Source organism: Kitasatospora sp. NPDC114501, assembly GCF_055633695.1.
This window is the reverse complement of sequence record NZ_JBVKDS010000005.1, coordinates 124206-137100: the sequence shown is the minus strand read 5'-3', so window position 1 is coordinate 137100 and position 12895 is coordinate 124206. Positions and strand designations below refer to the sequence as shown.

General features: G+C 74.6%; 14 protein-coding genes. 2 read left to right on the top strand and 12 right to left on the bottom strand.

Annotated features, from left to right (window positions below):
- Positions 1-954 precede the first annotated feature (954 nt).
- Positions 955-1461, top strand: coding sequence for a DUF5995 family protein (locus tag ACZ7RU_RS11495; protein ID WP_470340680.1), 507 nt, complete (start codon positions 955-957; stop codon positions 1459-1461).
- A gap of 51 nt (positions 1462-1512) precedes the next feature.
- Here ACZ7RU_RS11495 and ACZ7RU_RS11490 read toward each other — a convergent pair whose 3' ends face one another.
- From ACZ7RU_RS11490 to ACZ7RU_RS11480, 3 genes are read right to left on the bottom strand one after another with little or no spacing between them, the layout of a single operon-like run.
- Positions 1513-2193: an HAD-IA family hydrolase gene (locus tag ACZ7RU_RS11490; protein WP_470340679.1), complete on the bottom strand. Its 681-nt coding sequence runs from the start codon at positions 2191-2193 to the stop codon at positions 1513-1515.
- A 10-nt stretch (positions 2194-2203) separates the two neighbouring features.
- On the bottom strand, positions 2204-3211 hold the full coding sequence (locus tag ACZ7RU_RS11485; RefSeq protein ID WP_470340678.1) for a YdcF family protein: 1008 nt from the start codon (positions 3209-3211) through the stop codon (positions 2204-2206).
- 13 nt (positions 3212-3224) lie between these two features.
- Positions 3225-4049 carry an NAD-dependent epimerase/dehydratase family protein gene (locus tag ACZ7RU_RS11480; protein WP_470340677.1) on the bottom strand — a complete coding sequence of 275 codons (825 nt, stop codon included), beginning with the start codon at positions 4047-4049 and terminating at the stop codon, positions 3225-3227.
- Positions 4050-4344: 295 nt separating this feature from the next.
- On the opposite strand from ACZ7RU_RS11480, the gene ACZ7RU_RS11475 reads away from it, so the two are divergent.
- A complete protein-coding gene (locus ACZ7RU_RS11475) occupies positions 4345-5493 on the top strand; it encodes an MFS transporter (protein ID WP_470340676.1) in 1149 nt (382 codons plus the stop codon).
- Positions 5494-5686: 193 nt separating this feature from the next.
- On the opposite strand, the gene ACZ7RU_RS11470 is transcribed toward ACZ7RU_RS11475, so the two are convergent.
- The 9 genes from ACZ7RU_RS11470 to ACZ7RU_RS11430 form a co-directional block, all read right to left on the bottom strand.
- Complete coding sequence (locus tag ACZ7RU_RS11470) at positions 5687-6850, bottom strand: serine hydrolase domain-containing protein (RefSeq protein WP_470340675.1); 1164 nt, start codon at positions 6848-6850, stop codon at positions 5687-5689.
- Between the two features lie 70 nt (positions 6851-6920).
- The gene (locus ACZ7RU_RS11465) at positions 6921-8084 is read right to left on the bottom strand and encodes a serine hydrolase domain-containing protein (protein ID WP_470340674.1); all 1164 of its coding nucleotides are present in this window, start codon (positions 8082-8084) and stop codon (positions 6921-6923) included.
- Positions 8085-8474: 390 nt separating this feature from the next.
- A complete protein-coding gene (locus tag ACZ7RU_RS11460; protein ID WP_470340673.1) occupies positions 8475-9089 on the bottom strand; it encodes a DUF3159 domain-containing protein in 615 nt (204 codons plus the stop codon).
- On the bottom strand, positions 9086-9412 hold the full coding sequence (locus tag ACZ7RU_RS11455; protein ID WP_470340672.1) for a hypothetical protein: 327 nt from the start codon (positions 9410-9412) through the stop codon (positions 9086-9088). Before ACZ7RU_RS11455 ends, ACZ7RU_RS11460 begins: the two co-directional genes overlap by 4 nt.
- Positions 9413-9458: 46 nt before the next feature.
- Positions 9459-10139, bottom strand: a complete 681-nt coding sequence (locus tag ACZ7RU_RS11450) for a DJ-1/PfpI family protein (protein WP_470340671.1) — start codon at positions 10137-10139, stop codon at positions 9459-9461.
- Positions 10140-10346: 207 nt separating this feature from the next.
- Complete coding sequence (locus ACZ7RU_RS11445; protein ID WP_470340670.1) at positions 10347-11300, bottom strand: GlxA family transcriptional regulator; 954 nt, start codon at positions 11298-11300, stop codon at positions 10347-10349.
- Between the two features lie 358 nt (positions 11301-11658).
- The gene (locus ACZ7RU_RS11440; RefSeq protein ID WP_470340669.1) at positions 11659-11919 is read right to left on the bottom strand and encodes a GlsB/YeaQ/YmgE family stress response membrane protein; all 261 of its coding nucleotides are present in this window, start codon (positions 11917-11919) and stop codon (positions 11659-11661) included.
- A 251-nt stretch (positions 11920-12170) separates the two neighbouring features.
- Complete coding sequence (locus ACZ7RU_RS11435; RefSeq protein WP_470340668.1) at positions 12171-12335, bottom strand: hypothetical protein; 165 nt, start codon at positions 12333-12335, stop codon at positions 12171-12173.
- Positions 12336-12440: 105 nt separating this feature from the next.
- Complete coding sequence (locus tag ACZ7RU_RS11430) at positions 12441-12845, bottom strand: DoxX family protein (RefSeq protein WP_470340667.1); 405 nt, start codon at positions 12843-12845, stop codon at positions 12441-12443.
- Positions 12846-12895: the final 50 nt, after the last annotated feature.

The window sequence follows — 12895 nt, the reverse complement described above, 5'->3', positions numbered from 1 at the left end:
TACTCGGACAGGGCCAGGCCCATGCAGAAGAAGGCGGGGTCCACTCGCCGATGAAGATGCCCCAGGGCTCGGCACGGTCGGGTCCGGCCGGCTCGGCCTTCGCCGAGGCCATCCAGGAGACGAACGACAGGCCGATGGAGGCGATGCCGACCAGGTAGGCGTGTTCGGACCTCAAGCCCGCCTCGTGCGGCTTCTTGATGATCATTTTCTTCCTCCCGCCGTGTCTTCGGCGCGCCTGCCGTGCGCCTCGTGACGGCGCATCGGCGGTCTGCTTCCCCCCGTCGGCAGCCCCGGCCGGTGCGCCCGGTGGCACTTCGGCCCGCAGACCGCGATCCTCGTCGAGACGGTCCTGGAGCACGAACGCCGGCGCAGGCGCTGAACACGCCCGCCGGCGCGCGCCGACGGAACCCTCGACGTCCCGGCGAACCGCACCGGCCTCGGCGACGACCCGGGGTTCGCCCCGGTACGTGGCTGCGCGAGCAGAGCAGGCCCACACCGTGGGCACGACGGTCCGGCCGACCGGCGTCCGGCCCATCCGACCACTCCCGCTCCCGGGCCCGCCGCCCACGCCCAGGGCGCCGGAGGTTTGCGGGGGCGGATCGGGGTCAGAAGAGGACCGGCGGGTGAGAGCACGGGTCCGGACGGTGGACATCCCCCCCTTCACCGTCCGGACCCGCGTCGTCGACCGGCCCGGCGCTCGTCGTCGGTACCGGCGGCGAGCCCGGCGGCGGGTCGGTACACCCGCTCCTACCGGCGGGCGGCTCGGGGTGGGCGAGAGGCGGAGAGGGCCGCAGGCCTCGCCACTCCTGTGGAGGACCTCCCGCCCGGCCCCGGTCGTCCTCTGCGTTCTGTCCCCATAGGCCCGATCAGGCGCCTGACCGTCCGTGCCGAAGGGCGTCCGCCGCACCTTCACCCGGTCCCCGGAGACCCTGCGTCGGGGGACGGCGCGAAGAGGTGGCGGTCCATCACAACGCCGGGCAGGACGTCCTCCTGGGGGCCAACGCGCACATCCAGCGGGACATGCCGTACGTCCTCGCCGCCCTCGGACTCACCGCTCCCGCAGGGGGCACGCGCAAGCCCGACTACGACCGCTTCCAGACGGTCCTGGACCGTGCCTACGGCCCCGCCGTCCAGGACGTCGCCGACCGCTACGACGTGATCGTCGCCCTCGCCGACGACCGCTGGAACCCCATCGCCGGCCTCACCGCCCGCGAACTGTTCCGCACCTGGCGCGCCCAGGCGTGGGAACACGCCCGTCAGCTCGTCGACGCCCCCGACCAGGCCGCCCGCGACCGCGTCGCCCGCACGATCGAGACGAACGCCGCGCAATGGGCACAGCTCCTGGGCACCGTCGCGGTCCCCGGTTACCGGACGATCCGCGACGACTACTGCCTGACCCGTACCGGTGGCGCGCTCGCGCCGACCGCAACCGCGGCGAGCCCTCGCCCCGCCCGGCCGTGACCTGACGCCCTGTCCGCCCCGGGGAACCGGGGCGGCGCCGGGCCACCACGCTCAGCGCGGCCGACGGTCGGTCACCGGCCCCGCCGCACGCGCGTGCAGCAGCACCGTCCCCGCGGCCACCTCGGCCCGGACCTGCGTCAGGTCCGCCACCGTCGCCACGAGCATCCCGTCGGGCAGACCGGACAGGCCGTCGCCCAGGCCGACGCAGCGCATCCCGGCCGCCCGGGCCGCTTCGACCCCGGCCCGGGCGTCCTCGAAGACCACGCACCTGCCGGGCGGAGCGCCCAGCGCCGCCGCGCCCTTGAGGTAGCCCTCCGGGTCCGGCTTGCCCCGTTCGAAGTCCTCGGCGGCGAGCAGGACGCCCGGCTCCGGCAGCCCGGCCGCCGCCAGCCGCCCCCGGGCGACCGCCCGCGTCCCCGAGGTGACGATGCCCCAGCGGCCGGGCGGCAGCGAGGCCAGCAGCGCCGCCGCCCCGGGGACGGGCCGGATCCCCTCGAAGTCGCGCTCCTCCTGCCCGGCGATGACGCCCGCCTCGTGGACCGCGTCCAGGTGCGGGGCGACCAGGCGGATCAGGTCGACGTCCCGCCGCCCGTAGGACCTCGCCACCGCCTCGTCGTCGTCCAGGCCGTGTCCCACGGCCCAGGCGCGCAGGATCCGTTCGATGAGCGGCAACGAGTCGACCAGCACGCCGTCGAGGTCGAACAGAACGCGGTCGCAGGCGATCCCGCTCATGCGGTGTCACTCATCCTTCCGTACCGGGGGTGTCGAGGCGCCAGACCTCCCCGGGGCCGCCGGCCCCCGCCCGCCGCAGCGGCAGCGGGAGCCGGTCGCGCCCGAAGAGGAGCGTCGAGGCGATCGTCCTGCCGAGGGCGCCCTCGTCGTGCCGCCGCAGCCGCGCCGACTCCTCGGGCGGCAGGTCGGGGTGGGACACCTCGACGACCCGGCAGGAGAGCTCCGCGAGGCTCGCGAGGTACAGGATCCGGGGCGCGTGGTAGTCGGAGGTCACCAGCAGGACCTCGTCCATGCCGTGCTGCCGCGCCAGTTCGCGCGTGAACAGGACGTCGTCGTAGCTGTGCCGGGTCTCCAGCCGGGCGAGCACCGGCGGCCGCCCGCCCGGCCACGCGGCCAGCCAGGCCTCGCAGTGCCGCCAGTGCGGCCGGTCCGTGGTGTTGAACTGCGCGCCGAAGCCCCCGGTGAGGACCAGGTGCGCCCCCGGGGCGTCCAGCAGTTCCACGGCGCGCCGGGTGCGGGCCCGCGCGATGGCGCTCAGCACGCCGTCGGCGTCGTTGGGCGCCGCGAGGACGACCACCGCGCGCCGCTCGCTCCGCTGCGGACCGCTCCCCGGCGCCCCCGCCGACGGCGCACCGGACGCCGGGCCGCCGCGGTGCGCGTCCAGCGCCGCCAGGTACGCCCGGAAGAGCGGACCGTCCGCGCAGGCCCGCAGAGCCGTCAGTTCGGACCAGTCGGCCGAGAGCCCCACCCCGCCCGACATGGTCAGGGAGGTACCGGTGTCGGCGCCCTCGCGGAACCGCGCCAGCAGCTCGCCCGGCAGCCGGATCCGGAGCCGGGCGGCCGGGGAGTCGCCCCACCACCGGCCCAGCAGGTCGTCGGCACCGAAGACCAGTCCGAAGGCCGTACGGGCGGCGGGGCCGCCGCCGGTCACGGTCACCTGGAGCGCGAGACGGGCCCGCCGGTGGTCCGGTGGACAGAACGGCAGCGTACCGTCCACGGCTTCGAGCAGCGGGTCCACGGTGCCTCCGGACTCAGGAGTCGGCGAACTGACGGTAGTACAGGATCGTCCGTTCCAGGTCCGACGCCCTGAACTCGGGGTGCCAGCCCAGCACGTCCCAGCCCTCGCCCTTCGCGACCAGGTCGGCGCCGCACGTCTCGCCCTTGCGCATCGGCAGGTACTCGATGCCCGCCCGGGAGCCCGTGACCTCCAGGACCATCCGGGCGACCTCGTTCACCGTGAAGGAGACACCGGTGCCGCCGTCGAAGACCTCGCGGCCACCGAAGCCGAGCGCCTCGACGAGCATCCGCCCGAGGTCCGCCGAGTGCACCAGGTCGACGGTCTGCTCGCCGTCCCCCCAGACCGGGATCGGCCGGCCGCTCCACGCCCGCACGGCGAAGGTGGGCACGATCTTCTGCACCCCGTAGTGCTTCTGCCCCTCGCCGAAGGCGTTGAAGGCGCGCACGTGGCTGACCGGCACGTCGAAGTTCGCGTGCCACGCGTAGGAGAGGTTCTGCGCGCACTGCTTGGTGGTCTGGTAGACGTTCTGCCACACCTGCGGCATGGTGATGCCGACGAATCCCGCACCGTTCGCGCGGCACGCCTCCAGCACGCGGTAGGTGCCCTTGATGTTGACGTCGATGGCGTCCTCGACGGACGAGAAGAGCTCCTCGGTGCCGAGGATCCCCGCCAGGTGGATCACTCCGTCGACGCCCGCGAGCGCGGGCCCGAGTTTGTCCTCCAGCAGGTCCACCCCGGAACTCCGGTCGACGGAAACGGCCTCGTGGCCCTGTTCCCGCAGATACCGAACGGCATATCGGCCGATGAACCCGTCGCCCCCGGTCACCGCATAGCGCATGTCATTCCTCCGCCCTCGACATGGAAAAGCACGGGTGCCTCGCATTATCTTTATGGCAGACGGCGGGCGGCCCGGAAAGGGGACACGAGGCCGCCGGCCCGTCACGCAAAAGGGACGTTTCGACCGGAAGGCAGACGGATGAGGTGGGCGGATCGTCCCGGTTGGCCCCATCGACCTCCGTACGGGCCGTGACGCACATCACGGGCGGCGTCCGTTTGACGTCACGTCCCCCCAGCCGCCACCAGACTCGCTGGGATTCCCCCGCACCATCCGCCCCAGACCGGCAGGAGCCACCGTGCGCGCAGGTGCCAAAAGGGCCGAAGGATATGTTCCGGCCCTTTTCCTCCTCTTCCTGGTGGGAATTTCCCAATCCAGTACGGGGCCGCTGCTCCCCCTCTTCGAAAAGCATTACACGTCCGGCGCGGCGAACGTCCCGTACCTGATCACCGCCTATTTCGCGGGCTGCCTGGCGGCCATGGTGATCGCCTCGGCCGTCCGGTCCGTCGGCCGCCGGGTGCTCCCGGCAGCCACCCTCGGCTACGCCGCGGGCTGCGCCGGGGTCTTCCTCTCCGGGAACCTCGCCGTCGGCCTCGCCGGCTGCGTGCTCGCGGGGTTCGGGGCGGGCAACGTCGTCCTCACGGTGAACGACGTCTTCGCCCGTCAGGACGACGGCGTGGGGATGGTCAACCTCCTCAACGGGGTGTTCGCCCTGGGCACCGTCGTCGGCCCCCTGCTGGCCGGAGCCTCCCTGGATCGGGGCCGGCCCTACGGGTTCCTCGTGGTGGCCGTGGGCGCCGTCCTCTGCCTGCGGGTGTCCAGGGTCGCCGCGTGGAGGACCCGCGAGGAGGGCTCCGACGGGCACGCGACCCGGGCCCTCGGCAGGAACGCGCTGGCGGGCTTCCTGCTGCTCTACCTGGGATACGGAGGGCTGGAGACCGGGATCGGCGCGTGGGCCGCCAAGGACATCCAGAGCCAGGGTCACACTCCGGCCGCGGCGGCGGTCATCGTCGCGGTCTTCTGGGGCGCCACCGCCGTCTCGAAGTTCGGCGCGGCGGCCCTGGCCCGCAGGGCCACCACGGCGGGCCTGGTCGTCACCGGCCTCGCCGGCACCAGCGCCGCCCTCGTCGTCGCGTCCCTGCCGCACGGCGCGGTCGCCGGGTACCTGCTCGCCGGACTGGCGCTGGGGCCGGTCTTCCCCACCGGCCTCGCCTGGCTCGCCCAGCGCGGCGGGGACCGCCGGTCGGTGGGGCTGGTCATCTCCTCGTCGATGACCGGCAGCATCCTCTTCCCGGCGGCGATCGGCTGGTTCGTGGCGTACGACGTGCGAGCCATCCCGTGGGGGCTCGCCCTCGTCGGGGCCTTCGCGGCGCTCGCGGCCGTCGCGGCACACCGCACGGCCGCCGGGGCCCGCCCCGCGGCGGCCGGCGCCGACGCGGCCGGCTGAGGCCCCGGCCCACGTGGCGGCCCGGCCCACCCCGCCGGCCCGCCGCCCCCGGGCCGACGCGCTGGAGGTCCGGCGGGGCGGCACTGGGAAGCCGACCCGAGAGCACGGCCTCGGGTTCCTGGCGGCCCCCAGGCCGCTCGCGACCCGCGGATGACCGGGGAGACGGCCTCCGCGCGCCGGGGCCGGGCGGGAGTCAGCGGCACAGGGCCGCGTCGACCGCGTCGGTCAGGTGCTTGGTGGTGGACTCGTCCGGGACGACGGTGACCGCGATGTTCACGGCGCGGCCGTCCTCCGTGACGCCGCCCCGGGTCCGGTAGGCCGCGGCGGTGCCGCCGTGGCCCCAGACGAGGCCGCCGCAGGTCAGCGGCCTGCTCTGGATCCCCAGGCCGTAGCGGACGCCGGGGCCCAGGAGCTCGGCCGGGACGGTGGCGCGCATCTGGGCGAGCTGATCGGCGGGCAGCAGGCGACCGGCCAGGAGCGCTCCGTAGAAGGTGTTGAGGTCGGTGTTGGTGGACACGACCGCCCCCGCGGCCCAGGCCATCGAGGCGTCCATCCCGGTGTAGTCGACCAGCGGCGCGTCCGGGGCGGTGCGCAGGTAGCCGTGCGGGTGGGGCTCGCGGAGGGCGGTCTCCCCGGTGGCCGGGACGTAGGTGTGGCGCAGGCCGATCCGGTCGATGACGCGCCTGGTGACCTCCTCGCCGAACGGGCGGCCGGTGACCTTCTGGACCAGCAGGCCCGCCACCAGGTAGTTGGTGTTGCTGTACGCCCAGTCGCTCCCGGGGGCGAACAGCGCCTTCTGGGCCAGTGCCCCGTCGAGGAGGTCGCGCGGCTCGAAGTAGCGGTACCGGATGGTGGTGAAGTCGGACAGCGCGGGTGCTGCCATGTAGTCCGGTAGACCGCTGGTGTGCTGGAGCAGCTGGCGGACCGTGATGTTCCGGCCGTCGACGCCCTCGCCGCGCAGGAGACCCGGCAGGTAGGCGTCCACGCTCGTGTCCAGGCCGACCTTGCCCTCGGCGACCAGCTGGAGGACCACGACGGCGACGAAGGCCTTGGTGTTGCTGCCGGCCCGGACCTGCCCGTCGACCGGGACCCGGGCCCCGGTGGCCAGGTCGCCGACACCGGCGGTGTAGGTGCGGCTGCGGCCGTCGCGGCCCTTGACGGTGGCGAGGGCGGCGGGCACCCCGTCCTCCTTCACCAGCGCGTCGAGGCGCTGCTGCACGACGTCGGGGCGCGGTGCGGCGCCGGCCGTGGTCGGGGCGAACGCGGTCAGGGCGAGCCCGGCGGCGGCCGTGGCCGTCGCGGCGTGGCGCACCGTGCGGATGCGGCGCGCCACGCGCTGTGGGGTGTGGTCGTTCATCGGGACTCCACTGCGGGGAAGCGAGGGGGCGGGTGCGAGGCGGCGCGGCACGGTGGCAGGTGTCCGGGGATCAGTGGCAGAGCGCATCGTCCACCGCCTGCCCCGCGTGCTTCGCGGTGTCCTCGTCCGGAATCACGGTCACGGCGACGTTCACGGCGCGGCCGTCGTCGGTGGCCCCGCCGGCGGTGTAGTAGCCCGGGATCGTCCCGCCGTGCCCCCAGACGACACCGCCGCAGGAGAGCGGGCGGCTCGCCAGGCCGAGCCCGTAGCGGGCTCCGGGGCCGAACGCCTCGGCGGGGACGGTGGCGCGCATCTGGGCGAGCTGGGCCGCGGGCAGCAGGCGTCCGCCGAGCAGCGCGCCGTAGAACCGGGTCAGGTCCGTGTCGGTCGAGACCATCGCGCCGGCCGCCCAGCCCCAGGACGGGTCCACCTCCGTGTAGTCGCGCAGCGACCCGTCCTCGGCGCGGTAGTAGCCCTGCGGGTGGGCCTCGTGGATCGTCATGTCCCCGGGGACGGGGAAGTAGGTGTGGCGCAGGCCGATCCGGTCGATGACGCGCCTGGTGATCTCCTCGCCGAGCGGGCGGCCGGTGACCTGCTGGATGATCAGGCCCGCCAGCAGGTAGTTGGTGTTGCTGTACTCCCACTGGGTGCCGGGGGCGAAGTGGGCCTTCTGGACCAGCGCGGCGTCGAGGAGTTCGCGCGGCTCGTAGTAGCGCTTGGGCGCGTTGAGCACGCGCTCGTGGTCCACGTACTCGGGCAGGCCGCTGGTGTGCTGGAGCAGCTGACAGACCGTGATGTTCCGGCCGTCGACGCCCTCGCCGCGCACCAGGCCGGGCAGGTAGGTGTCCACGCTCGTGTCCAGGCCGACCTTGCCCTCGGCGGCCAGTTGCAGGACGACGACGGCGGTGAACGTCTTGGTGTTGCTGGCGATCCGCACCTGCCCGTCCACCGGCACCTCGGCCCCGGTGGTCACGTCGCCGACACCGGCGGTGTAGGTGCGGGTCCGGCCGTCGCGGCCCTTGACGGTGGCGAGGGCGGCGGGCACCCCGTCCTCCTTCACCAGCGCGTCGAGGCGCTGCTGCACGACGTCCGGGCGCGGTGCGGCGCCGGCCGTGGCCGGTGCCAGGACGCCGGCCGCCACAGCGGCGGCCACGGCGGTCACGGTGACCGCCACCCCGCCGCGGCGACCGCGCAGGCGGTTCTGACGGTGGTGCGGCGGTGCGTGTTCGTTCACGGGAAATCCCCTCCGGGCAGGGCGCCGGAGCTCTTCTCGGCGCCCTCCCAGAGGACCATCCGACGGACCGTCGATCCGTCCGCGCGCAGGACGAACCGCACCCGGGAACGTGCTCCGGGCCGGGGCCGGGCAGGGGACCGTACTCCCGGGGCCCGTACGGCTCTCCATCCGCGTGCGCCTCGGCCCGGCCCCCGCCGACGGGCAGTTCCGGGCCGGGCCGAACCGCCCTGCCGGACGGGCTCGGGCCCCCGGACCGACTCCCCGGACCGACTCCCCTGACCGACTCCTCGGATCGGACGTCGGCACCCCACGCACGACCACCGCCGACCCGGACGCGGCTCCGGGCTCCTCGGCGGGTGGCACACCGCAAAGCGCTGACGGTCCACCGGTTCAGCGAGTGCGGCCTCCGGCGCCGGCGGCGTCCCGCTCACGGGTGACCGCCCTGCGGGCCAGCAGGAGGGACAGCGCCGTGACGCCGGCCCACAGCGGTCCCATGAGGAGGTGCAGGAGCCCCAGCCAGGCCACATCGCTCCAGCGGTACAGTGCCACCTGCGCGGCCAGGCTCGCGAAGCTCACCAGCGCGATCACCACGGTCGACACCGCGTAGAAGCGGTGCAGCGCCCGGTTGGCGCGCCACCCGGGCGGCCCGCCCACCACCTTGTTCGCGACCGAGCCGGCCAGCGGGCGGCCGGCCGCGAGGGACAGCAGGCAGGCCGCCGTCGCCGCGGCCGGCACCGCCATCGGGAGCAGGAAGAACCCTCGCGCCTGACCTGTCCAGAGGGCCACGCCGGCGCACCCCGTGGCCAGCAGGGCGCCGAGGACCGCGTGCGGCACGTGCCGGCGCTCGCGCAGCCGCCACCCGAGGAGCACGACGGCGGTCACCGCCGCGGCGACGGAAGCGGCGCGCGGGCCGCCGGTCCCGTTCGCCGCCAGGAACACCAGGGTCGGGGCCCCGGCCACCGCCGCGGCGGTGGCCGCCGTCCTGGCGCGCGGCGGGGTCGTCACACCGGCTCGGTTTCGTCGTCGCGGCGGCGTCGGCCGGTGACCTTCGAGGACGGCAGGCGACCTGCCGTGGAGGTCCCGGTGAGCGTGTCGCCGTCGACGGTGACGGTGAAGGTCAGGTCGAGACGCAGGGGCCTGGTGACGGACTGCTTCCAGGTCAGCCGGTCACCGTCGAGGACGATGTCCCGCAGCGGCAGGACCTCGCCCGCACTGCGGGCGGTGCCGACCAACTCCCCCTCCTCGGAACGCAGTTCGACGACGGGTCGAACCCGCCCGACGGGCGTGGCGACGGTCAGGTCCCAGACGCCCTGGATTCGGGTGGACATGAAATGCCCCTTTCTCACTCGTCATGCGCGGACGGACACGGAGCGTTCAGAAGCCGACGGGCACGGGACCGCCGGGGCGCCAGGTGGTGCCGCGGCGCTCGTGGGCGAACAACTCCTCGACGGCGTGGGCGATCCGCGGGCCCACCTCGCGCTCCAGCAGGTACAGGCCGAGGTCGAGTCCGGAGGTGACCCCGGCGGCGGTGACCAGGTCGCCGTCGTCGACCACGCGGGCGCGCACGGCGTGGACACCGGTCGCGTCGAGGAGGTCCAGGCCCAGGTGGTGGGTGGTCGCGTGGCGGCCCTGGAGCAGGCCCGCCATGGCCAGGACGAGCGCGCCGCCGCAGACCGTCGCCACGGTGATCCGCGCGTCCTCCATGGCGGCCTTGAGCAGCGCCGGCAGGTCGGTGTCCAGCGTACGAGCCAGCCGAGCCGCGACGGTGCCCTGCTGCTCCCCGTCGTCACCGGGGTCCGCGCCGTCGTCAGGATCGCCGAGGCGCCCGGAAGCGCCGGGCACGAGGACGACACCGGGACGACAGGGGTCGAGGAGGCCGGTGCTGCGCAGCGACAGGCCGCCGGTGCCGCTGACCACCTCCCGCGGGCCCTCGGCACTGACCAGCTCCACGCCGACCGCGCCTCCGGAGGCGGTTGCGCCGGCGTGGAGGACTTCGAACGGTGCGATGGCGTCGAGCGGGTCGAACCCGTCGAACAGCACGATCTGGACGTGCACGTGAGCGCCTTTCATCGGGCGGGAAGCCGGTGGTCACCGGCTTCGCCTCGATGCTAGGAGCGCCTGCGCACGGCGCGGAGGGGCTCGAATGACACGTTCCGACGGGATCTCGCCAGGAGCGCGCGCCGCCGCCCGGAGCTGGTCCCCGACCGCGTCCGGGCACCGCGTCGGTGCGGCTGCGGCGCCCCCGCGGCGCACACGGCCCCCTCAGCCGCGCTCGCGGCTGCGGAAGGCGGCGCGGTAGCCGTGCGGGGTGGTGCCGGCAACGCGCTTGAAGCGCTCGCGGAAGGCGGTCGGGGAACCGAACCCGGCCTGGTCGGCTATCCGTTCGACGGTGTGGTCGGTGTTCTCCAGGAGGAACTGCGCCCGCCGGATCCGGGCCCGCAGCAGCCACTGCAGCGGCGTGGTGCCGGTCTGTTCACGGAACCTCCGGCTGAAGGTGCGCCCGCTCATGCCGCTGCGCCGGGCCATGAGGTCGAGCGTCAGCTCCTCGTCGAGGTGGTCCTCCAACCAGGCGAGCACCGGTTCGAGCGAGGAGCCGCGCGGGACCGGTGGCTGGGGATGGACGATGAACTGCGCCTGGCCCCCTTCGCGTTCCAGCGGCGCGACGGCCAGCCGGGCCGCGTCGGCGGCCACCGCGGAGCCGAAGTCGCGGCGGACCATGTGCAGGCACAGGTCGAGCCCTGCCGAGGCGCCCGCGGAGGTGAGCAGTTGCCCGTTGTCGACGTAGAGGACGTCGGGGCGCACCTCGACGGCGGGGAAGCGCCGGGCCAGCTCGGCGGCGGCGACCCAGTGGGTGGTCGCCGCCAGTCCGTCGAGCAGTCCGGTCAGCGCGAGGTCGAAGGCGCCGGCGCAGATCGAGGCGATCCTGGTGCCCCGGGCCGCCGCCGCGCGCAACGCTTCCAGCACTTCCCCGTCCGGCGGGGGCGCGTCCTGCGCACGACCGGGAACGATCACGGTCTCGGCGTCGGCCAGCCCCTCCAGACCCCAGGGGGCGGAGATCACGAATCCCGCGGCCGGGATCTGCGCCCCGGGTCCGCACACGCGCACCCGGTAGGGGTGGCGCCCGTCCGGCAGCCGGACCCGGGTGAACACCTCCAGGGGCGTGGCGAGGTCGAACGGGATCACCTGGTCGAGTGCCAGGACCGCGACGGTGTGCACGACGACTCCTCAACTACGGACGGGGCCACGACGGATGCCCTTGCTCCACGCTCCGCGACGGCATGGTCAAAGGATCGGCGGAGTCGGGGCCGAGGCAAAACCGGATCGTCACCGGCTCTGCACGATCGATCCGCGTTTTCGTGGCGGAGCGCCGCAACTCCCGGCGTTCCCTCGCCCACTGAGAGACAGTCCCACGCGCCGCGAGTCCGCCCACGGGCCGCCCGCCGCCGGCCGGTGGGCGGCCCGGCCTCGACGGCGCGGGCGGTACGCCACGTGGGCCCGGCCGCTGCCTCCGTGTGGCGGGGCGGCCGGGCCCACGTGACCGTTCGCAGGGCCCCCGAGGGGCCCGGGCGGTGGTTCAGCGGTGCCGTGCCACGTAGGCGGGCGTCACCACGGCGATCAGTACGGCCGCCACGCCGATCTGCAGCAGGTGCCGGATCCAGTCGATTCCGCCGGTGTGCCGCACACCGAAGTAGGAGGCCGCGGCGTTGCCGAGTACCGCCCCGACCGCTCCGACGAGGACGGTCAGCCACAGCGGCACGGGCTGACGGCCCGGCAGCACCAGCTTCGCCAGCAGACCCACCATCAGGCCCGCGACCAGGGCCCACAGGATCGTCATGGTCTTCTTCCTCTCGTTCGATCCGACCTTTCCGCGACGCCCGCCGTGTGCCCCGATGCCGGGCGTTCATGCCGGTGACGCGGGGGCCGGACCTGCCGGGCCTCGTGCGCGGGACCTCGACCCGCGGGCGCTCGCCGTGCGGGACCCGTACCACCGGGCGGCGTCCGGGTGCGATGGCCAGGGAGCAGCCGACGGCCGCCCGGCCGTGGGCGAACCCACGGCCGGGCGGCCGAGTTCGGGCGGCAACCCCGTCACGGGCTCCACGGCCGCGCGTGGCGGGGGTGGTGCGCGGCGGGTTCGCTGCGGACCACGGCCGCCCGTGGGCGGCGGTGGCGGCGGGGGAGCGAGGGAGCGGTGGCGGTCAGGATCGCCGCGAGTGCGGGGGGAACGAGTAGCAGCACCATGGCCAGGGTCATCGACGCCTCCCGGGTTCCGGATCGGGACTCCCCGTCTGCCCCGCCCGGTCGGGCTCATGTCAGCGCCGATGCCGCGGCGTGACGCGGGGCCCCGTACGCAGCCGGTCAGCGCCGGAGGCCGAGCAGCTCGGCCGTCCCGGCGCGCCGGTTCCAGGCGATGGCGGCCAGCGGCACCATGAAGAGGAACGGCGTCCCGGCGTTCTGCCCGTGCATCGCGGTGAGCTGGGCGACGAACGCGAACACCAGGAAGACGATGAGCGCCGTCGCGGCCGGCCCGGCCAGCCGCCCGACCAGCAGGCCGATCGCCCCGACGAGCTCCACCAGGCCGGTCAGGTACATGAACCAGGGGCCCCAGCCGATGGCGTCGAAGACGGTGGTGGCGGCGGGGAGTGCGAGCAGCTTGGGCAGTGCGCCGGCCAGGGCGAAGAAGAGCGCGAGCAGGATCCGCAGCGTCCGGACCGTCCGGACGACGGCCCGGCGGGACTTCACGGCGGTGGCGGCACTGGACATGGCTGGTCTCCCGGGGCGGTTGTCGTCGCTTTCCCAGGTCTGACCGCCGA

What these genes read in the sequence shown, in the direction of transcription:
- ACZ7RU_RS11490 (WP_470340679.1), bottom strand. Translation starts at nt 2,193, where the DNA reads ATGAGCGGGATCGCCTGCGACCGCGTTCTGTTCGACCTCGACGGCGTG.
- ACZ7RU_RS11435 (WP_470340668.1), bottom strand. Translation starts at nt 12,335, where the DNA reads ATGACCCTGGCCATGGTGCTGCTACTCGTTCCCCCCGCACTCGCGGCG.
- ACZ7RU_RS11455 (WP_470340672.1), bottom strand. Translation starts at nt 9,412, where the DNA reads ATGTCCACCCGAATCCAGGGCGTCTGGGACCTGACCGTCGCCACGCCC.
- ACZ7RU_RS11470 (WP_470340675.1), bottom strand. Translation starts at nt 6,850, where the DNA reads ATGAACGACCACACCCCACAGCGCGTGGCGCGCCGCATCCGCACGGTG.
- ACZ7RU_RS11480 (WP_470340677.1), bottom strand. Translation starts at nt 4,049, where the DNA reads ATGCGCTATGCGGTGACCGGGGGCGACGGGTTCATCGGCCGATATGCC.
- ACZ7RU_RS11440 (WP_470340669.1), bottom strand. Translation starts at nt 11,919, where the DNA reads ATGACGATCCTGTGGGCCCTGGTCGCGGGCCTGATGGTGGGTCTGCTG.
- ACZ7RU_RS11430 (WP_470340667.1), bottom strand. Translation starts at nt 12,845, where the DNA reads ATGTCCAGTGCCGCCACCGCCGTGAAGTCCCGCCGGGCCGTCGTCCGG.